Source organism: Fulvimarina thalattae, assembly GCF_040239565.1.
In the GTDB taxonomy this organism is placed as follows: Bacteria; Pseudomonadota; Alphaproteobacteria; order Rhizobiales; family Rhizobiaceae; genus Fulvimarina.
Window position 1 is genome coordinate 88,738 of sequence record NZ_JBEHWS010000014.1, and the last position, 20,279, is coordinate 109,016.

Below are 20,279 nucleotides of genomic sequence, written 5' to 3' on the forward strand. Positions count from 1 at the left end.
TGACTACACCCTAGAGAGCCTCATCAGAGGCGATTGTCGTAGGTACTGGACCTCTCCGCAGCCGGCCCGTGGTTTCCCCTCCAGGGATGCCGAGCTTGTCATTGCGCGCCATCCGATGGGCAGTTTCGCGGTCATAACAATCAGATTGATCGAAGCAGCGCATGAGGGACGTAACGACCGCTTTCCCTTCGGATGTTAGGAACACAATGTGCCTCCGCAATTCCCCTGGATCATCCTCGACTGTCACCAAACCGAGACCAGGACGCCCCTGTCGGTGTCTGCTTCCAAGAGCCATCAGATTGCGAGAGCATGACGATTGAGCAAGCCCGAGGGCAGTCGATAGCTCACCCGTTGTAAGGCCGGGGCGCTGTGCGATCATCAAAAGCATGTGCGCCTGCTGCATCGGCATTTCATTGCTGTGGTGCCGGAAGAGCTCTATGGCAGACAAGAGACTATCGAGCGTATCCCCGTTGCCTTCTGGCCGGATGACCATCCCAATCCCGCCCCCGTTCTGTTTCCCGCTGGTGCGACAGGATAGCGCCATGCTCGTCAATGCCAAGTAAATCTGCTCTGTCCCGTTTGGGTTTAGGCCAGCGAGGCATTTCAGTGAGACAGGCGAAATCAATACTGCTTTGTCTCGTTTGGGTGGGTTGACGAATTCCGAGACGGATGAGATACAGGGTCCAGACCCTATCGAGACAACGGAACTCCGATGACGACCACCTACGGCTACGCTCGCGTCAGCACCGAAGAGCAAGACCTCACCATCCAGCGGGCTGCATTGAAAGCGGCCGGCTGTTCGATCATTCGTGAAGAGAAGCGCACGGGAACGTCACGAGATGGCAGGGCCGAACTCGCAACGCTGATGGAGTTCATGCGCTCTGGCGATACGCTGATGGTCACCCGAGTTGACCGCCTCGCTCGCTCAATCGGCGACCTTCAAGACATCGTGCGGGCGCTGAGGGCGAAAGGCGTCAGCCTCAAGGCGACAGAGCAGCCGATCGATACCAGCACCGCAGCCGGCAAGGCGTTCCTCGACATGCTCGGGGTGTTCGCAGAGTTCGAGACGAACCTTCGCCGTGAACGCCAGATGGAAGGGATTGCCAAGGCGAAAGCCGAGGGTGTCTACAAGGGTCGGAAGGCGAGCATCGACCCCGAGAAGGTTCGGGAGCTTCAAGCTCAAGGTATGGGCGGTTCTGAGATCGCTCGAACGCTCGGCATCGGGCGAGCAAGCGTCTATCGCATTCTCGGCAGCGGAGATCACAAGGCCGCAGAAGCAGCAACTGAGCCGGCGTCCGCTTGAATTGGGGCGTCTATTCGTTTTGTCGCTTGACGACGAGGTACACCACAGGCTACCTCACGAAGTACACCGATGGAATGTTCCTCGGGAACGGTCTGCGCTGAAACCCTTGCCTGATAGGGCTTTGAGCGAGAAATAAGCTCCAGTTCGATTGCGCCGGTTGTCCGGCCCGGGGAGCCATCTTACCTTCTCCTCATATTGTCGAATATCAGCGCACCGTCGAAATGGGTGTCGCGCGCAGACGGTTGGCTCATCAGCCTGTAAACTCGTGCCGCTTCCTCACCGACCATCGATCAGCCGGTCACTCGCTCTTTGGTCTTCGGCACTTAGCCGACAGAACTCACGCACCGCCTGTCAAGCAGCCCCTGCGACACCTATCTTTTCTGCCTGACAGGATCGATAGGAAGGTGCTTCAGTCATGAATCCGAACGACGCCATCAAGGAGGTGCAACGCTGTGCCGATGCCCTGACCAAGGCATTGAACGCGGCGGCGGAACAGGGTCTCAAGCTCGACATCGAAGTGCTTGAGCGGTCCCAAGCCGGCCAGCATCCAGCGGGACGGCAGGTAGTCGTCCAGCACCATGAGCCCGATACCGGAATCCGTCCGCAAGACCTCAATTCTACGAACGACTACTAATCACCTCGTCGATAGGGATCGGAAAGGAGCGCTTCATGGCACTCGCACTCATCGTCGGCGTCGGCGACGGACTCTCGGCGTCGCTGGCTCGAAAGCTGCACAGTCGTGGCTATTCTATGATTCTCGCCGCCCGCGACATCGAAAAGCTGGATGACCTGGCCGCCGAAATCGGTGCGAAAACCGTTTCCTGCGATGCGGCGCGACCTGAAGACGTCAAGCGGCTCTTCGAAAGCGTGGACGCAGCCTCCGGCGATCTTTCCATCGCGATCTACAATCCGTCTGCGCGCACGAAAGGCGCGCTGATCGATCTCGATCCGGAAGCGGTTCGCACTTCGCTCGAAGTGACGGCCTATGGTGCGTTTCTCATGGCCCAGCAGGCCGCGAGGCGGATGGTTCGCCAGCAGGCAGGCTCGATTCTCTTTACTGGCGCCTCGGCGGGCGTCAAAGGCTTTCCGCGTTCGGCGCCTTTCGCCATGGGCAAGTTTGCGTTGCGCGGCCTTGCCCAATCCATGGCGCGGGAACTTCATCCGCAAGGCGTCCATGTCGGCCATGTGGTGATCGACGGTTCGATCGGATCTGCGGGAAGCACCGGACAATCGACCAAAGGCAAGCCGGATTCGCAGCTCGATCCGGACGCAATCGCCGACACCTATCTCTCGCTCATCGATCAGCCGCGCAGTGCATGGGCCTGGGAGATCGAGGTGAGGCCGTGGGTCGAGACGTTCTGAATTTGCCCAAGCCCGCGGTTTTGCTGGCCTATTCCAAGACTGGGCAGGGTGCCCGAATCGCCGTGGAGGTCAGCATTTTCGCACTTAACTAGGCATCGCCGAATTTTCCGGCATGACAAAAAGTCGTTAAGTTCCTGGCCATTTTGCATTGCCTCATTCTTATATCGAGCGTAGCGGTTTTATTTAGCCGGCGGTTGTGCCCGCGATCGACAGGGCCGGCTGGATCGATAGGAGCCGTGCCATGTCCGACGAACTGACGATCCAATCCCGTGACGGATCGTTGTATAACGAGGACCTCGCACCGCTGCCGAAGAGCGAGCGAAAATGGTCGTGGTTCGAGATCTTCAATGTCTGGTCCAATGATATCCAGAGCCTCTTCGGCTACACCCTCGCGGCCACCCTCTTCATCACATCCGGCCTCAATGGCTGGTGGGTGTTTCTCGGCATCATCATTGCCGGGCTCATCGTCATGGGTCTCGTCAACCTGACCGGCATGCCGAGCGTCAAATACGGCATTCCCTACCCCGTCATGGCGCGCGCATCGATGGGTGTCAGGGGCGCCAATTTCCCGGCCCTCGTCCGGGGCATCGTCGCGATCTTCTGGTACGGCGTTCAGACCTACTTCGCTTCGACAGCGGTCTCTCTCGCGATCGGCGCCTTCGCCGGTAATGGAGGCGAACCGGTCCTCTTCGGGCTCACGACCGTGGATTGGGTCGCCTATATCATCGTTGCGGCCTTTCAGGTGGCGCTGTTCCTTCGTGGCATCGACTGGATCACCAAGTTCCTGAATTTCGCCGGCCCGGTCGTATATGCGGTCATGATCGCGCTCGCGCTCTATATCTGGTACGCGGCCGGCAACGGCATTTTCGGCCAGATGGGGCAAATCTTCAGCGGCGGCGCGGTCGATGCAAGCGAGGTCGAGAACGCCGCCGAGGTCTCGTCCGGCGGCTTCCTCGCATTTATCGGCGTCATCGGCACGATGGTCGCATATTTCGCCGCCGTCATCATCAATTACGGCGATTTCGCGCGCTTCGTGCGCTCGGACGGCCAGATGAAGTTCGGCAACTTCATGGGTCTGCCGGTCAGTCTCGCCTTCTTCTCGTTCCTCGCCCTCTTCATCACTGCGGGAACAGCGGTGATCTTCGGTGAGGTCGTGACCAATCCGACCGAGATTGTCGAACTGGTCGACAATACCTTCCTGACGGTTGTCGCGGCGATCACCTTCTTCCTGGCAACCGTCGGCATCAATCTCGTCGCGAACTTCATCCCACCGGCCTACGACATCGCCAATCTGTCACCCGCGAAGATTTCGGCGCGTACCGGCGGCTTCATCACTGCGGGGATCGCATTCTTCATTGGGGCGTTGTGGGTTTCCGTGATCTCCACAATCGGAATCTCGGGCTTCGTCGACACCCTCGGCGCCGTTCTCGCGCCGCTCTACGGCATCATGGTCTGTGACTATTACCTGATCCGGAAGCGGCATCTTGAGATCGAGGACCTCTACACCGCCAAGTCCAGCGGAACCTACTATTTCGACGATGGCTGGAACAGGAAGGCGATGCTCGCTTTCGCGATCGCAGCGGTCTTCTCGGTCGCGTCCGTCTGGGTGCCTCAGCTTGAGCCGCTCTCCGGCTTCGCTTGGCTGATCGGCGCAGCTCTGGCCGCCGTGCTGCACTACGTCTTCATGCGCAAGCACGCGCCTGCCAAGAATGAAAGCGGCGTTCCTGCCGAATGAACGGCGCACCGGCTGCCGACGACATATCGGAGACGGCGGCGGCACAGATTGGCCGCCCCGTTTCAGACAATCGAAATCAGGCGCCAGCGCCCGCATAGCGCTCGATCAGATCGGTCACCTCGGCATCGCGCTTGCGGCTGGAATCGCCGCCCATGACGACCACGATGAACCGGCGACCATTGCGCCGGACGGTCGCCACGAGATGCGACCCGGCATCGTTGATATAGCCGGTCTTCATGCCGTCGACGCCCGCGACCTTGCCGAGGAGCTTGTTCGTCGACTTGTAGGTCTTGCCCTTGTACTCGTAGGAGGGCGTCGCGAAGAGTCGGGCATAGCTCGGATAGCGCGAAAGAATGGCGCGCCCGAGGATGGCCATGTCCCGGGCGCTCGACGCCTGCTGCGGATCAGGCAGGCCCGATGCGTTGGCGAACTGGGTGTGATTCATGCCGAGCGAGCGCGCCTTGCGCGTCATGACCGCGGCGAAATTCTCCTCCGTGCCGGCCATGTTCTCGGCGACGACCGTTGCGACGTCATTGGCGGATTTTACCGCGAGCGCCGTCATCGCCAGGCTGACCGGAATCGTCTCACCCGGCTTCAGGCCGAGTTTCGACGGTGGTTTGGAGGCGGCGTTTTCGCTGACCATAAACAACGTGTCGCGCGACAGCTGACCGTTCTCGACCGCCTCGAACAGGAGATAGAGCGTCATCATCTTCGTCAGCGAAGCGGGGTAGAGTATCGCGTCCGCCCGGTCTTCGTAGAGGGTTCGGCCGGTGGCATAGTCTATCACGAGTGCTGAGTGCCCGCGCCGCTCGATCTGGCTGAAGGCGACAGGCGCAACCGGCTGTGATGCCGGCATGAGACCTTCGGCGGTCAGCTGGGACGACTGGCAGCCGGCCAAAAGGCCCAGCGAGAGGATGGCCGCGAGAAACCGTCCGCTCAATCGCTTGAAAGATGATAGCGCAAGAATGTCGCCCATGGAGTCCGCTCTCGGTCCGATTTCGGGTGAATTCATCCTATGATGGAGGAGCTTAAGGGCGGTCAAACGACAGGAGAGGCGGCAAACGAATCAGCACCGGCGTTGTGCCGGGTGCGCAACATGCCGGGCATGTCTCCGCCCGATAGGCGGCGTTGGCATCCGCCGCGCGCGCAAGTCGTATTCCCTGTTCTTACCGAGGAGAAGGGACGCCGAAACTGATGAGGCTCAGACCACGGAGGCGATAATGTCGCAGGGGTACGGCCTAGGCGCTTGAGCCCTGAACCCAGGGAACGTGCTCATGTTCACCCTACTCAACGAGGGCGTTCCGCTGAATTTCCGCCATGTGAACGAATACGGCAATTTCGTCGCTTACGTCTCGCACGATTCCGATCCGTAGGTGCGCCTGCCGCAGATCGTTTGGGGGTATGGCAATCAACTCCAGTAAGGCCAAACTTGGTTCGGCGGCAAGGGCAACGAGATGTCTATCAACTTCAACGGCCCTCAGGACACCTGCTACGAAACCCGAGTGCGCTGACTCCGACGCCAGCGGCAGTCCAGAGCACCTTCGACTAGCCATCATGTAAAAAAGAGGCCCCGGACATGACGTCCGGGGCCTTCTTCTGCCGATTTCTATCGATCAGCCACGTTCGCCATGGCGGCGATGGTGGCCACCTTGCTCACCGTGATGGCGGCGGTGCCCCCGCATTCCATGCCGGCCGCCGCGTTCCGAACGGGCCTCGTGCATCATCGAGCGAACGAGGGATGTGGCGATTTCCACCTGCTCCGGCGTAAGAGCTTCCTGAAGATCGCCCGAAGCCGTCTGAAGGCGCTCCGCCGCTTCGCCGGATGCGATCGCCCGCTCGGCAATCCGGTCGATGAAGTCGAACGGCGTGCGACCGGTTCGCTCTGCGCGGTTCTCAGACGTCGCGGAAGCGGAGGCGTCCGGCGTATCATCTGACGCGATGGTGTCCGGGTTATCGGACATCACTTCATCCGATTGGTTTGCAGCCTCTGTCTCATCCGCGTCGTCGCTTGGTCCTACGCTCCTCTCACCGCGCGGACCGAAACCGGGCTGCGCCGCGATCGCAAATGCGACTGCGGCGGAAGAGAATTCGCGCCAGACCTCCATCTGGTCCGGCGTTATGCCGATTCCCGTTTCGAGCGCCGCGAGGGCGGTCGCCACACGGGCGGGGGTCATCATCTCACCCATACCGCCATGGCGATGGTGCCCTCCGCGTTTTCCGTGATGGTAGCCACCCCGTCGTTCGGCGCGGCGTTCCATCCGATCGGCGCTACGATCACCCTCGCCTGCGCTCCGTCCCCGATCGGTGGAGGATGGGCTGGCTTCCTCGGAAGCTGCCGGCGGCGTCTGTGCCGGCTCGGTATTCTGGGCTCGCGACGCGGTGAGTGCAGTCGTCGAGAGGAACGCGCCGGCGAGGATCGCCACGATCATCTTGCGGGTACCGGACGCCGAAGCGTTGGGTCGGTTGAACATCAGGATCATCCTTCATTCCTTTTGTGATGATGTCGTTCTAACTCTCTCCGATTGCTCGGGTTCTGCAAAACGTAACGAAGCATGTCCAACTCGGTCGGTTTTCGTTGCGAAACATTGCTCGGAGACCGCCAGCAAGCTTTTGTCACACGAAGGGACTCGGCAATCGCCGGCTTTTGCGGTTTTACAGATGTGGCGGGAGCACGAACATTCGGCCTCGCACGCCTTCGCCTCAATCGGATCACCAGCCATGGCATTGCCCCACATTCTCGTCACAGACGACGATCCCGAGATCGGTCGACTTCTGGGCAAATATCTCGAGGGCCAAGGCTTTCGCTGCACGCTGGCGACCGAACGGAAATCCTGCGAGGCGAGACTGGCGGATACGAAGATCGATCTGCTCGTGCTCGACGTGATGCTGCCGGACGGGTCGGGCCTCGATATTTGCCGCGATCTCAAGGAACGCCGGCCGCAGCTTCCGATCATTCTTCTGACGGCACTCAAGGAAGACGTCGATCGGATCGTGGGGCTCGAACTCGGAGCGGACGATTATCTCGGCAAGCCGTTCAATCCGCGCGAGCTAGCAGCACGCATCAAGGCGGTGCTGCGCCGGATGGCGCCGCAGGCGGAAAGCAATGCCCAAGAAGACGCCGCCGCGATCTATACCTTCGAAGGCTTCACGGCCGATCCTCGCCGGCGGACGGTCGTGCGCGGCGACGGCGAAGAAATTCCAGTGACGGGCGCCGAATTCGACCTCCTCATGATCTTTTTGGAGCGCCCCAACCGGGTCCTGTCGCGCGACTTGCTCATGGACCACCTGCACGGGCGCAGCGTCGAGCCTTACGACCGGGCCATCGACGTCACCATGAGCCGGCTCAGGCGCAAGCTCGACGACGGTGGCAAGTTCAAGCTCTTCAAGACCGTGCGGAACGGCGGGTACCAGTTCGCCGCGGCGGTGGAAAAGCAAACCGGCGGACGGGCGTGATGTCCCTTCGTACCCGCATCGCTCTTCTCATCGTCATCGCCATCGTTGGCGTCGTGGCGGTGGCTGCGATGGTCTCAATTCAACTGCTCGACCGGCCGGACCGTGAGAGCTTCTATCAGACCTTCGCCGAAGAGGTGCGGATCGTCACTGCAGTTCTGCAAGAAGACCCGGATGCGGCGGAACGGTTGCAAATCCGCGTCGGGCCGGCGCCAGAGCATGGCGAGCATTATTCGGTGCGGCGACGCAGGTTCCTGTCAGACGTGCGCGGCGAGGATGGCAAGGTCATTCCCGTGCGGATTGTTCACGACAAAGCAGGCCGCGCCCGCCAGCTCGCTTTCGAATTCTCCGAGGGCCGTTGGGCCTATCTGCCCTTCCTCGGCCCGCCGCCTCGAAACTGGCCGGTCTTCGTCGCCAATATGGGACTTGTCACTCTTGGTGCGATCGTCATTGCGCTTCTCGTGGCCGGTAAAGTCGCAAGCCCGTTGCGCCTTCTGGAGAAGGCGGTCGCGACCGTCGGGCCGGATGGCTTGCCGGCCAAACTTCCCGAAAAAGGACCAATGGAGGTGCGTGAGACCGCCCGCGCACTCAACCGGCTGATCGAGCGGGTCAAAACCGGAATCGAGACGCGCATGCGGCTGGTCGCAGCGGCCGGTCATGATCTGAGAACCCCGATGACTCGCATGCGGCTTCGCGCCGAATTTCTCCCGGAGGAAGATCGGGAAGTCTGGCTGAAGGATCTGGAAGAACTCGACCGGATCGCGGATTCGGCCATCCGGCTTGTGCGTGAGGAAGTCGATCCCCAGACCAGCGAAGAAGTCGCCCTTCCGGGACTTCTATCGGAAATCGCGCGTGAACTGTGCGATATCGGCCGGAAGGTCGAGACGGCGTTCGATGGGAAGGCGGATATTTCCGTCCCCGCCCCACCGCTCGCGCTCAAGCGAGCACTGAGAAATCTGATCGAGAACGCCGCTATACATGGTGGCGGGGCGCAGATCGGGCTTGAGCAGGATGGGCGAGCCGCAATCGTCACGATCACCGATGAGGGGCCGGGTATTCCACCCGAATTGATCGAACGGGCTTTCGAGCCGTTCTTCCGCGTCGACCCCGGACGGCGCAAGCTGAAGCCGGGCGCCGGGCTCGGCATGGCGATCGCGAAAGAGATCATCGACCGGCTTGGCGGCGAGATCAAAATTGCCAATCGCCCCGAGGGCGGCCTCGCGCAAAAGGTAATAATTTACGACTTAAAAGAGTGACTCTGCCGAATGATCACAGATGCGTTAACTAGCTCTTCGGCCTTGATATCGTCAGCTGGCTTCGTTTTATCGGTGTAACGGCAAATTCGGGACCGTTGGAAAAATGTCCGATCGAGGCATGAACCGTTTGGCGAAAGAGAGCCGCAAGCACATTGCGACAACTCCTCCGCTCGCGCGTCCTGCTCTTCGGGTCGGTTTTCTCCTCGCCCATAACTTCACGCTTTCCGCCCTTTCCCTCTTCATCGATACCCTGCGCCTTGCGGGCGACGATGGCGACCGCTCGCGGCCGATCCGCGCCAGCTGGCATATCATGGCGCCACGGCCGGAGCCGCTTCGTTCGAGTTGCGGAGTGAGCATCACTCGGACATCAGGTTTCATCGAACCGGAAAACTTCGATTATGTCGTCGTGGTCGGTGGGATTCTCGACGGCGGCGAACAGGTCGATCGGGCGACGCTCGGCTATCTCGAACGCTGCGATCAGGCCGGCGTGACCCTCGTCGGCGTCTGCACAGGCTCTTTCGTTTTGTCGCGCGCCGGCTTCATGAAGGGCCGGCGGACCTGCGTATCCTGGTTCCATGCCGAGGATTTCGCGGCGGAGTTTCCGGATCAGACGCCGGACGCCGAACAGCTCTTCATCGACGATGGCAATCGCATCACTTGCGCCGGTGGCGGCGGGGTCGCCGATCTCGCGGCCTATCTCGTCAGCCGCCACATCAATCTCGATGCCGCCAAGAAGAGCCTCCACGTTTTGCAGCTCCATGATGCGCGGCAGGGCAGCGAGGCCCAACCCCATGCTGGGCCGGCCTCTTCCGATTCCCGCGTGCGCCGGGCGATTCTGATGATGGAAAGCCATGTCGGCGATCCATTGCCCGTCGACACGATCGCTATTCGTCTGGACCTGTCGGGCCGCCAGCTCGAACGCCTGTTTCGGACGACGCTGGGCCAGGCCCCGGCCGCAGTCTATCGCAAGATCCGCCTCGACCATGCGAGGCGCCTTCTGGAAACGACCGGAAAATCGGTGACGGACATCGCCATCGAATCCGGTTTTTGCGACGGCGCACATTTTGCGCAAAGCTTCCGTACCGTATTCGGACAATCGCCCAAACAAGTGCGGGCGAAACGCGAAAATATCGAGAATCCGACCCTTTGAGTCGGATTCCTTAGCTAAGCTGGCTTTGCATCGTTTGAGTACAAAGCTCTGAAAATAAATGCGTTTTCGCACGTGCTGCCACCTTTTTCGGCAGCGCAGCAAATCGAACAAAGGTGTCGCATTCCTCATGGTTGGCGACGCTTTTCCGACAGTTTTGTAACAGGTTAAATTTTACACCACGCTTGTCTCAACGGGGGCCTGATCTATGCGTCGTTTCTCACTCGCCTCTCTGCTTAAAGAGTCCACCCAAGGCCATACCGGCTGGGAGCGCCAGTGGCGCGCGCCGGAGCCGAAGAAGGAATACGACGTCATAATCGTCGGTGGCGGCGGCCACGGCCTTGCGACGGCCTACTACCTTGCGACCGTTCATGGCGTGACCAATGTCGCCGTGATCGAGAAGGGCTGGATCGGCGGCGGCAATACCGGCCGCAATACGACGATCATCCGCTCGAACTACCTTTTCGACGAGTCGGCTGCACTCTACAACCACGCAATGAACCTCTGGGAAGGCCTCTCCCAGGAGCTCAACTACAACATCATGTTCTCGCAGCGCGGCGTCCTCATGCTCGCGCATAACCATCATGATGTCGTGACGTTCAAACGCCACGTGTATTCCAACAAGCTCAACGGCGTCGAGAACGAGTGGCTCACGACCGAAGAGTGCAAGGAATTCTGCCCGCCGCTCGATACCTCCAAGAACATCCGTTATCCCGTCATGGGCGGCGCTCTGCAGCGCAAGGGTGGCACTGCCCGACACGACGCGGTTGCCTGGGGCTATGCTCGCGGCGCCGATGCGCGCGGTGTCGACATCATCCAGAACTGCGAGGTCACCGGCCTTCAGCGCAATCCCGACGGTTCGGTGAAAGCCGTGGAGACGACCCGTGGCACCATCGGCGCCAAGAAAGTCGGCGTCGTCGCGGCCGGTCACACCGGTGTCGTCATGGGCCGTTTCGGTCTTCGCATGCCGGTCGAATCCGTCCCGCTACAGGCGCTCGTCTCCGAGCCCGTAAAGCCATGTTTCCCCTGCGTCGTGATGTCGAACGCCGTGCACGCCTACATCTCGCAGTCCGACAAGGGCGAGCTCGTGATCGGCGCCGGTACCGACCAGTACAACTCCTATTCGCAGCAGGGTGGCATCCACGTCACCAACCATACGCTCGATGCGATCTGCGAGCTCTTCCCGCAGTTCACCCGCATGCGCATGCTGCGGTCCTGGGGCGGCATCGTCGACGTCACGCCGGACCGCTCGCCGATCCTGTCGAAGACGCCGATCAAGAACCTCTTCGTCAACTGCGGCTGGGGCACCGGCGGCTTCAAGGCGACGCCTGGTTCGGGCCACGTCTTTGCGCACATGCTGGCGACCGGCGAGCCGCACAAGATCAACGCGCCTTATAGCCTCGACCGGTTCCGCACCGGCCAGCTCATCGACGAAGCGGCTGCCGCCGCGGTCTCCCACTGACGCTCCGCGCCGAGAAGGATCAGATCCATGCTGCTCATCCGTTGTCCCTATTGCGGAAACCGGCCCGAGGTGGAATTTCACGGCGGTGGCGAAGCGCATATCGAGCGCCCCGAGAACCCGTCCGAAATGACTGACCAGGACTGGGCCGAGTTCCTCTACTACCGCACGAACCCCAAGGGCATGCATGCCGAGCGCTGGCAGCATCGCCACGGCTGCGGCCGCTGGTTCAACGCGCTGCGCGACACGGTCACCGATCGTTTCGCCGAGACCTACGAGATGGGTACGCCCCGTCCCGACAAAGCCGCCTCCTCAGATCCCGTCCGCACCGCCTGAAGGTTCGAATCAAGATGAGCCAGCCCTTCCGCAGATCATCCGGCGGCCATATCGACCGCTCCCAGCCGATCTCCGTTTCCTTCAACGGCAAGACGCTCAACGGCTTTCGTGGCGACACGATCGCCTCGATGCTGCTCGCCTCCGGCTCCCATCTCGCCGGTCGCTCGTTCAAGTATCACCGTCCCCGCGGCATTTTGAGCCACGGCTCGGACGAGCCGAACGCGTTGCTCTCGGTGGACTGGCGTCCTGAGAAGGGCAAGGGCCGGCGCGATCCGAACAACCGCGCATCCGTCGTCGAAGCCCGCTCGGGCCTCGAGATCAAGACCCAGAACCACTGGCCGTCGCTCGAGCGCGATGTCGGTGCGGTGAACGACTTCCTTTCGCCGGTCTTCGTCGCGGGCTTCTACTACAAGACGTTCATGTGGCCCCGTAATGCCTGGGAGAAGGTCTACGAGCCCTTCATCCGCAGGGCTGCCGGTCTCGGCGAGGCTCCCGAAGTCGCCGATCCGGACCGCTACGCCAATCGTCATGCGCATGCGGACATTCTTGTCGTCGGCGCGGGCCCGGCCGGTCTTTCCGCTGCTCTCGCAGCATCCGAAGACAGCTCCAAGCGCGTGATCCTCGCCGATGAAGGCTTCAGGCTCGGCGGCTCACTTCTCAACGACGCCACTTCCGAGATCGACGGCAAGCCCGCGATTGAGTGGGTCGAGGAAATGGTCGCCAAGCTCGATGCTCGCGAAAACGTCGTGGTTCTACCGCGCACGACGGTTTTCGGCTATTACAACCACAACCACATCGCCATGGTCGAGCGTGTCGCCGACCACCGCGACAGCGCCCCTGAGAATCTTGCCCGCGAACGCCTCTGGCAGGTGCGGGCCGGCAAGGTCATCATCGCGGCAGGCAGTCACGAGCGTCCCCTCGTTTTCGAAAACAACGACCGACCGGGTATCCAGCTCGCCGAGAGCGCCCGTGCCTTCATCAACCGTTATGCCGTCCTTCCGGGCAAGCGCATGGTCGTCGCCACATGTGGCGCCTCGGCCTACCGCACCGCGCTCGACGCGAAGGCGGCTGGCATCGACGTCATCATCGTCGACATCCGTCTTGGCGAAGATTGCGGCCCGGAACTTGCCGAGGCGCGCTCGGCCGGGATCGAGGTCCTGACCGGCCACACCGTCGTCAAGGCGCTCGGCAAGGCGCGGGTTTCCGGTCTCGTCGTCGCTCCGCTCGACAACAACGGCCAGGTCGGCACCCGCCGCACCCTGACCTGCGACACCGTCGCGATGTCCGGCGGCTGGACGCCGTCCGTGCACCTCTTCTCCCAGTCCCGCGGAAAGCTCGCCTACAACGCCGATCTCGATGCCTTCCTTCCCGGCCAGTCGGCCCAGGATGAAGTTTCGGCCGGTGCCTGCCACGGCGTCTACGATCTCTCCGCAATCATCGCAGACGGCTACAAGGCCGGTGGTGCCGACAAGACGGTCTCCGCCACTGCGACCTTTACTGGCTTCCAGCCGGTGCGTGTGCTGCCGACCGACGAAGACCCGAAGAAGGTCAAAGCCTTCATCGACTTCCAGAACGACGTGACCGCCAAGGACATCAAGCTCGCGGTTCGCGAAGGTTTCGAGTCGATCGAACACGTCAAGCGCTACACCACGACCGGTATGGCGACCGACCAGGGCAAGACGTCCAACATGAACGCGCTCGGCCTCGTCGCCGGCATTCTCGACCGCCCGCTTCCCTCGGTCGGTACGACGACGTTCCGCCCGCCCTACACGCCGGTGACCTTCGGCGCGCTCGTTGGTCCTTCGCGCGCTGACCGGTTCGAGCCAGTCCGCACGACCGCGATCGACGCCTGGGCCGTCGCCAATGGCGCCGAGTTCGAACCGGTCGGGAATTGGCGCCGTGCGCATTACTTCCCCAAGGCCGGCGAAGACATGCGCGCTGCGGTATCCCGCGAATGCAAGGCCGTCCGCACCTCGGTCGGCATCTTCGACGCCTCGACCCTCGGCAAGATCGAGGTCGTGGGTCCGGATGCGGCCGAGTTCATGAACCGCATCTACACCAATGCCTGGACCAAGCTGAAGGTCGGCGGTTGCCGCTATGGCCTGATGCTCGGCGAAAACGGCTTCGTCATGGATGACGGCGTCGTCGCGCGCCTCGCCGAGGACCGCTTCCACGTGACGACGACCACCGGCGGCGCGCCGCGTGTTTTCCAGCACATGGAAGACTACCTCCAGACCGAGTGGCCGGACCTCGACGTCTTCATCACGTCGATCACCGAGCAGTGGGCAGCGATCGCCGTTCAGGGACCGAACTCCAAGAAGGTCGTCGAACCTTTCGTGTCTGACATCGACATGTCGGAAAGCGCCTTCCCGCACATGGCGGTCCGTGAAGGATTTATCTGCGGCGTGCCGACCCGGCTCTTCCGCGTTTCCTTCACCGGCGAAAAGGGTTTCGAGGTCAACGTGCCGGCTGAATACGCCGAGAGCGTCTGGAAAGCCCTCTACGAAGAAGGCAAGAAGTACGACATCACGCCCTACGGCACGGAAACCATGCACGTCCTGCGCTGCGAGGTCGGCTTCATCATCGTCGGTCAGGAGACTGACGGCACCGCGACGCCGGACGATGTGGGCCTTTCGGGTCTCGTATCCAAGAAGAAGTCGGACTTCGTCGGCATGCGCTCGCTGAGCCGGCCCGACATGCTTCTTTCGGACCGCAAGCAACTCGTCGGCATCCTCGCCAAGGACCCGAACGAAGTGCTCGATGAAGGTGCGCAGGTCGTCGAGGATCCGACCGTTCCGGTTCCGATGCCGATGATCGGCCACGTGACGTCGAGCTACTACTCTTCGAACGCTAGCCGTTCGATTGCCATGGGCATGATCAAGGGCGGCCGTGCCCGTATCGGCCAGACTGTCTGGGTGACCACGCCGACCGGCTTCACCGAGGCCACTATTTCCACTTCCGTCTTCCACACCGTTCAGGGAGAAAAGGTCGATGCTTGAGGTCAATCTCGCCCGCCGCGCGCAGGCAGTTCGTCCGGACGCCCGCGCCTCTGCCGGTCCCGTCAAGATCACCCTTCTGCCCGCCATGGGCCGCCTCTCCTTCCGTGCAAAGCAGAAGGCGCTAGCGGGCAGTAACGAGGTCGCCGGCTTCACGGTCGACGGCCCGATGAACTCGCGCCGGGAAAACATGGGGCTCGCAAGCCTTCGACTCGGCCCGGACGAGTGGATGTTGCTCTGCGAAGAGGGCGAAACCGAATCGGTCGTCGAAAACATCTCGCGCTCGCTGGACAACACGGCTCACTCGCTGGTCGACGTCTCCCATCGCGACGTCACCTTCGAAGTAGAGGGCAAGGATTCGGAAGCTGTGATTAACTCGGGTTGCCCGATTGATCTTTCGCTCTCCGCCTTTCCGGTCGGTAGTGCGACACGTACAATGCTCGGCAAGTCCGAGATCGTGCTCGCCCGAATCACCGAGACGTCCTGGCGCGTCACCTGCTGGCGCTCCTTCGGCACTTACGTACAGGGCTTCCTGGCAGACGCTGCGCTTGATTTCGCATAAAAGTGATCGCGCGGCAGCATTATTTCGCTACTCCCGTTTCCTAGGTGGCCGGCAAACCGTAAGTCCGACCCAACAACCGCACAGACAGGCGTCACCATGGTCGATCTCGTCTCGCAACTGACCCACCGCAAGAAGGGTTATACGCTCGAAGCGCCGTTCTATACCGATCCCGAAATCTTCGAGAAGGACATGGAACTGATCTTCGGCAAGCACTGGATTTTCGTCGGTGTCGACGTGGACGTTCCCGAGCCCGGCGACGTCATGGTCGTCAAGATCCATGAAACCGAAGTCGCCATCGTGCGCGACGACGACGGCGAGATCCGCGCTTTCCACAATGTCTGCCGTCACCGTGGCGCGCGTCTGGTTCACGAGGAGAAATCGACGGTCGGCAATCTCGTCTGCCGCTACCACTCCTGGGTCTATGACACGACCGGCGAACTCATTCACGCCGAACACATGGGCCAGGACTTCGACAAGTCCTGCCATGGGCTGAAAAAGGTTCACTGCCGGTCTCTCGAAGGCCTGCTCTTCATCTGCCTCGACGAGAACCCGCCATCCGACTTCGAAGAGATGGAGCGCCAGCTCGCGCCCTATCTGAAGCCCCACAATCTGCGCGAAGCCAAGGTTGCATACGAGCACGATCTGATCGAGCACGGCAACTGGAAGCTCACGATCGAGAACAACCGCGAGTGCTATCACTGCGGCGCGAACCATCCAGAGCTGACGGTTCCGCTCTTCTCCTATGGCTTCGGTTTCGACCCCAAGGAGCTCGAACCGGCTGAGCGCGAGCATGCGGAAAATTATGCGTGCATGCTCAACGACAACCACAAGGAGTGGGAATCCCAGGGTCTGCCGTCGAAGGAGATCGACCGCCTCGACGAAATGGTCACCAGCTTCCGGACCGAGCGTCTTCCGCTTGCCGGTGCCGGCGAAAGCCACACGCTCAATACCGAGCGTGCCTGCAAGAAGCTGATGGGCAATATGACCAACGCCAAGGCCGGAGCTCTTCATCTCTGGACGCAGCCGAACTCCTGGCATCACTTCATGGGTGACCATGCCGTCGTCTTCTCGGTTCTGCCGGTCGACGCCGAACACTCCATCCTGCGCACCAAGTGGCTGGTCCATAAGGATGCGCGCGAGGGCATCGACTACGATCTGCAGAACCTGATCGGCGTCTGGATGGCCACCAACCAGCAGGACGGCGAACTCGTCGGCTACTGCCAGCAGGGCGTCCGCGGCAAGGGCTATGTCCCCGGCCCATATTCGCCACACACCGAAATGCTCGTCGAGAAATGCACGAACTGGTACGTCGGCCGCATGATGGCTCACCTTGCCAAGACGCGTGCCGTTGCCTGACGCGCGGAAGGAGGGAAGATCGATGGACGCGCAAACGCCCGAGCCATACAAATCGCCCGTCCCAACCGGTTACTTCCGCTGGGAGCCCGAGGAAGACGAATTCCTGATCTGCCGTGCCGTGCGTGACGAAACGCACGACGTAAAGACATTCGTGCTTGCGCCGCGCAACGAGCGCCAGTTCGAGTTCGTCTCCGGCCAGTTCATGACCTTCGAATTCGAGATCGACGGCGAGACGATCCAGCGTTGCTACACGATCTCCTCTCCGCCCTCTCGGCGCGACACCGTGTCGATCACGGTCAAGCGCGTGCCGGGCGGTCCGGTTTCGAACTGGCTGCACGACGAATTCAAGCCAGGCATGATGGTGAAGGCGACCATTCCGATGGGTGAATTCACCTGGTCGGGCATGCAGCAGTCCAAGTACCTGTTCATTTCCGGCGGATCAGGCGTCACGCCGATGATGTCGATGACCCGTTCGGCCTACGATCTGGCGCTGATCTCTGACATCGAGTTCATTCACGCCGCCCGGACACCGGCCGACATCATCTTCCGCGACGAACTCGATTTCATGGGTCGCCGCAATCACTGGATCAAGCCGACCTTTATCTGCGAGCAGGACGCACCTTTCGAGCGCTGGAACGGCTTCCGCGGCCGTTTCGACCGTCAGAAACTTGAGGTGATTTGTCCCGACTATGCCGAGCGGACAATCTTCGTCTGCGGCCCGGCTCCGTTCATGAAGGCCGTCAGGGAGACCTTGAAGGACGCTGGCTTCGAAATGAGCCGGTTCTACCAGGAAAGCTTCAACTTCGATTCCTTCACCGAGGAAGCTCAGGAGCAGATCGCCGAGGCAACCGAAGCGATCACGACCGACGTCAAGGTCTTCCAGCTGGAATTCACCAAGACGGGTCGTACGGTGGAATGCCCGGAAGGCATCACGGTCATGGAAGCCGCGCGCCGTGCCGGTATTCGTGTGCCGTCGTCCTGCGCGAAGGGCCTTTGCGGCACCTGCAAGTCGACGATCGCGTCGGGCACGGTCGATATGAAGCACAGTGGCGGCATTCGCCAGCGTGAGATCGACAAGGGCATGGCGCTCTTGTGCTGCTCGAAGCCGACCAGCGATCTCGTCATCGACCGCTAGACGTTCATCCATCGTCCTCGGGCTGCGCGGCCCGAGGGTCCGGAGGCAACGACCTTAGAATACAGCGACCACCAGTCGCATAAAATCCTGCACACGACAGTAGCCTCTATACAGGAGAGCGCCACCCATGATCGCCAACGCCGAAGCTCTCCTCAAGCCTTTGACGATCAAGGGCATGACGATCCGCAACCGGGTCATGTCGACGAGCCATGCTCCGTCCTTCGGCAAGGACGGCAAGCCGCAGGAGCGCTACCAGCTCTATCACGAGGAAAAGGCGAAGGGCGGCATCGGCCTGACGATGTTCGGCGGCTCCTCCTCGGTTTCACTCGACAGCCCGGCGACACCCTGGAACCAGATCTCTGTCGCCGACGACTCGATCATCCCGTTCTTTCAGGAATTCTCCTCCCGCGTTCACCAGCACGGTGCCAAGCTGATGATCCAGCTGACCCATATGGGCCGGCGTACGAAGTGGGACACGGAAAACTGGCTTCCCGTGAAGTCCGCCTCGGTCACTCGTGAACCGGCTTCGCGCTCTGTTTCAAAGGAGCTCGAGCAGGAAGAGATCGACCGGATCGTCCGCGACTTCGGCCAGGCCGCCCGGCGGGCCAAGGAAGGCGGTCTCGACGGCTGCGAGATTTCGGCTGCCCATAACCACCTCGTCGATCAGTTCTGGTCGCCGATGTCGAACCACCGCACCGACAAGTATGGCGGTAGCCTCGAAAACCGCATGCGGTTCGGCATCGAGGTGCTGACCGCCATGCGCGAGGCGGCCGGCGACGACTATGTCATCGGCATGCGCATGTCGGGCGATGAACTCCTGAAGGGCGGTCTCACCGCCGAAGACCTGACGGCGATCGCGTCGGAATATGCCGATCGCGGCCTCGTCGACTTCCTCAACATCATTGGCGGACAGGCGCGGGACCACATCGCCCATGCGGTGTCGCTGCCGAACATGTCCTTCTCCGTCGCGCCCTATCTGCCGATCGCATCGGCGGTGAAGCGCGAGGTCGATATTCCGATCTTCCACGCCCAGCGCGTGACCGATCTCGCGACCGGCGCCCGTGCCGTCGCCGAGGGCCATGTCGACATGATCGCCATGACCCGCGCCCACATCGCTGATCCCCATCTCATCAAGAAACTGACAGAAGGCCGCGCGGACGATATCCGCCAGTGCGTCGGCTACGGCTACTGCATCGACCGCATCTATGTCGGCAAGGACGCGCTCTGCATCCAGAACGCGGCGACCGGCCGTGAAGCGACCATGCCGCATGTTATCGATAAGGCCGACGTGAAGAAGCGCGCGGTCGTCGTCGGCGGCGGCGTCGGTGGTCTGGAGGCAGCGCGCGTTCTCGCTGAGCGCGGCCACGAAGTGACGCTCTTCGAAAAGAGCGACAAGCTCGGCGGCCAGGTCATGACCGCTGCGAAGGCGACATGGCGCGAGGCTCTGACCGGCATTCCGCGCTGGCTCGTTGCGCAGGTCCAGAAGCTCGGCGTCGACATCCGCCTCAACACGGAAGCCGACGACGCGGCGATCTTCGCCCTCTCGCCCGACATCGTCATCGTCGCGACCGGCGGCCTGCCGCATCTCGGGGAGGCAGCCGGATCGGAACACGCGATCTCGACCTGGGACGTTCTCGAAGGCAAGGTCGAGCCATCAGGCACCGTGCTTCTCTACGACGAAATGGGCGACCACAACGCCGTCTCCACGGCCGAGCACCTCGCCAAGAAGGGCTGCCTCGTCGAGCTCGCCACCCACGACCGGATGATCGGCGAGGATATCGGCGGCACCAACCAGCCGGTTCACCTGCGCGAGCTCTACAATCTCGGCGTCATCCAGACGCCGAACATGGAATTGATCGAGATCTATCCTGAGGGCAACCGCAAGATCGCGGCCCTGCGCAATGTGATGACTCACGAGGAAGAGGAGCGTGTCGTCGACTACGTCGTCGTCGACTACGGTACTCATCCCGTCGACGAGCTTCACTTCAAACTGAAGGACAAGTCGAAGAACGCCGGCTTCGTGGACAATAACGCGATCGTTGCAGGCGAACCGCAGCCCTTCGAGACCAATGGCTCGGGCCAGCGGGACGGCTTTACGCTCTATCGCGTCGGTGATGTTCTCGCAGGACGCAACATCCACGCCGCAATCTACGACGCACTCCGGCTCTGCAAGGATCTGTAG

16 protein-coding genes are annotated in these 20,279 nt (G+C 61.5%); 14 read left to right on the forward strand and 2 right to left on the reverse strand.

The window, feature by feature from the left end; all coding sequences use genetic code 11:
* Positions 1 to 712: 712 nt before the first annotated feature.
* The 4 genes from ABRA89_RS16280 (at position 713) to ABRA89_RS16295 (ending at position 4,400) form a co-directional block, all read left to right on the forward strand.
* Positions 713 to 1,303 (forward strand): recombinase family protein, encoded by a 591-nt coding sequence (locus tag ABRA89_RS16280; protein WP_349942545.1) that lies wholly within the window; start codon positions 713 to 715, stop codon positions 1,301 to 1,303.
* Positions 1,304 to 1,718: 415 nt separating this feature from the next.
* A complete protein-coding gene (locus ABRA89_RS16285) occupies positions 1,719 to 1,937 on the forward strand; it encodes a hypothetical protein (protein ID WP_349942546.1) in 219 nt (72 codons plus the stop codon).
* A gap of 35 nt (positions 1,938 to 1,972) precedes the next feature.
* The gene (locus ABRA89_RS16290) at positions 1,973 to 2,665 is read left to right on the forward strand and encodes an SDR family NAD(P)-dependent oxidoreductase (RefSeq protein WP_349942547.1); all 693 of its coding nucleotides are present in this window, start codon (positions 1,973 to 1,975) and stop codon (positions 2,663 to 2,665) included.
* Between the two features lie 241 nt (positions 2,666 to 2,906).
* Positions 2,907 to 4,400: an NCS1 family nucleobase:cation symporter-1 gene (locus tag ABRA89_RS16295; RefSeq protein WP_349942548.1), complete on the forward strand. Its 1,494-nt coding sequence runs from the start codon at positions 2,907 to 2,909 to the stop codon at positions 4,398 to 4,400.
* Positions 4,401 to 4,476: 76 nt separating this feature from the next.
* Here ABRA89_RS16295 and ABRA89_RS16300 read toward each other — a convergent pair whose 3' ends face one another.
* Both ABRA89_RS16300 and ABRA89_RS16305 read right to left on the reverse strand, forming a co-directional pair.
* Entirely contained in the window at positions 4,477 to 5,376 is a 900-nt protein-coding gene (locus ABRA89_RS16300) for a D-alanyl-D-alanine carboxypeptidase family protein (protein ID WP_349942549.1), read from the reverse strand.
* Between the two features lie 637 nt (positions 5,377 to 6,013).
* A complete protein-coding gene (locus tag ABRA89_RS16305; protein ID WP_349942550.1) occupies positions 6,014 to 6,871 on the reverse strand; it encodes a hypothetical protein in 858 nt (285 codons plus the stop codon).
* Between the two features lie 247 nt (positions 6,872 to 7,118).
* Between ABRA89_RS16305 and ABRA89_RS16310 the strand changes: the two genes are divergently transcribed.
* The 10 genes from ABRA89_RS16310 (at position 7,119) to ABRA89_RS16355 (ending at position 20,279) form a co-directional block, all read left to right on the forward strand.
* Positions 7,119 to 7,853 carry a response regulator transcription factor gene (locus tag ABRA89_RS16310; protein WP_349942551.1) on the forward strand — a complete coding sequence of 245 codons (735 nt, stop codon included), beginning with the start codon at positions 7,119 to 7,121 and terminating at the stop codon, positions 7,851 to 7,853.
* Positions 7,853 to 9,106: an ATP-binding protein gene (locus tag ABRA89_RS16315; protein ID WP_349942552.1), complete on the forward strand. Its 1,254-nt coding sequence runs from the start codon at positions 7,853 to 7,855 to the stop codon at positions 9,104 to 9,106. Before ABRA89_RS16310 ends, ABRA89_RS16315 begins: the two co-directional genes overlap by 1 nt.
* Before the next feature lie 118 nt (positions 9,107 to 9,224).
* The gene (locus ABRA89_RS16320; RefSeq protein ID WP_349942553.1) at positions 9,225 to 10,256 is read left to right on the forward strand and encodes a GlxA family transcriptional regulator; all 1,032 of its coding nucleotides are present in this window, start codon (positions 9,225 to 9,227) and stop codon (positions 10,254 to 10,256) included.
* Between the two features lie 205 nt (positions 10,257 to 10,461).
* Entirely contained in the window at positions 10,462 to 11,715 is a 1,254-nt protein-coding gene (locus ABRA89_RS16325; RefSeq protein WP_349942554.1) for a sarcosine oxidase subunit beta family protein, read from the forward strand.
* A 27-nt stretch (positions 11,716 to 11,742) separates the two neighbouring features.
* The gene (locus tag ABRA89_RS16330; RefSeq protein WP_349942555.1) at positions 11,743 to 12,048 is read left to right on the forward strand and encodes a sarcosine oxidase subunit delta; all 306 of its coding nucleotides are present in this window, start codon (positions 11,743 to 11,745) and stop codon (positions 12,046 to 12,048) included.
* 14 nt (positions 12,049 to 12,062) lie between these two features.
* On the forward strand, positions 12,063 to 15,047 hold the full coding sequence (locus tag ABRA89_RS16335; protein ID WP_349942556.1) for a sarcosine oxidase subunit alpha family protein: 2,985 nt from the start codon (positions 12,063 to 12,065) through the stop codon (positions 15,045 to 15,047).
* Positions 15,040 to 15,606: a sarcosine oxidase subunit gamma gene (locus ABRA89_RS16340; RefSeq protein WP_349942557.1), complete on the forward strand. Its 567-nt coding sequence runs from the start codon at positions 15,040 to 15,042 to the stop codon at positions 15,604 to 15,606. The genes ABRA89_RS16335 and ABRA89_RS16340 overlap by 8 nt, the downstream gene beginning before the upstream one ends.
* Positions 15,607 to 15,702: 96 nt before the next feature.
* Positions 15,703 to 16,962, forward strand: coding sequence for an aromatic ring-hydroxylating oxygenase subunit alpha (locus ABRA89_RS16345; RefSeq protein WP_349942558.1), 1,260 nt, complete (start codon positions 15,703 to 15,705; stop codon positions 16,960 to 16,962).
* Positions 16,963 to 16,984: 22 nt separating this feature from the next.
* A complete protein-coding gene (locus ABRA89_RS16350; RefSeq protein WP_349942559.1) occupies positions 16,985 to 18,097 on the forward strand; it encodes an FAD-binding oxidoreductase in 1,113 nt (370 codons plus the stop codon).
* A 127-nt stretch (positions 18,098 to 18,224) separates the two neighbouring features.
* Complete coding sequence (locus ABRA89_RS16355; RefSeq protein WP_349942560.1) at positions 18,225 to 20,279, forward strand: NADH:flavin oxidoreductase; 2,055 nt, start codon at positions 18,225 to 18,227, stop codon at positions 20,277 to 20,279.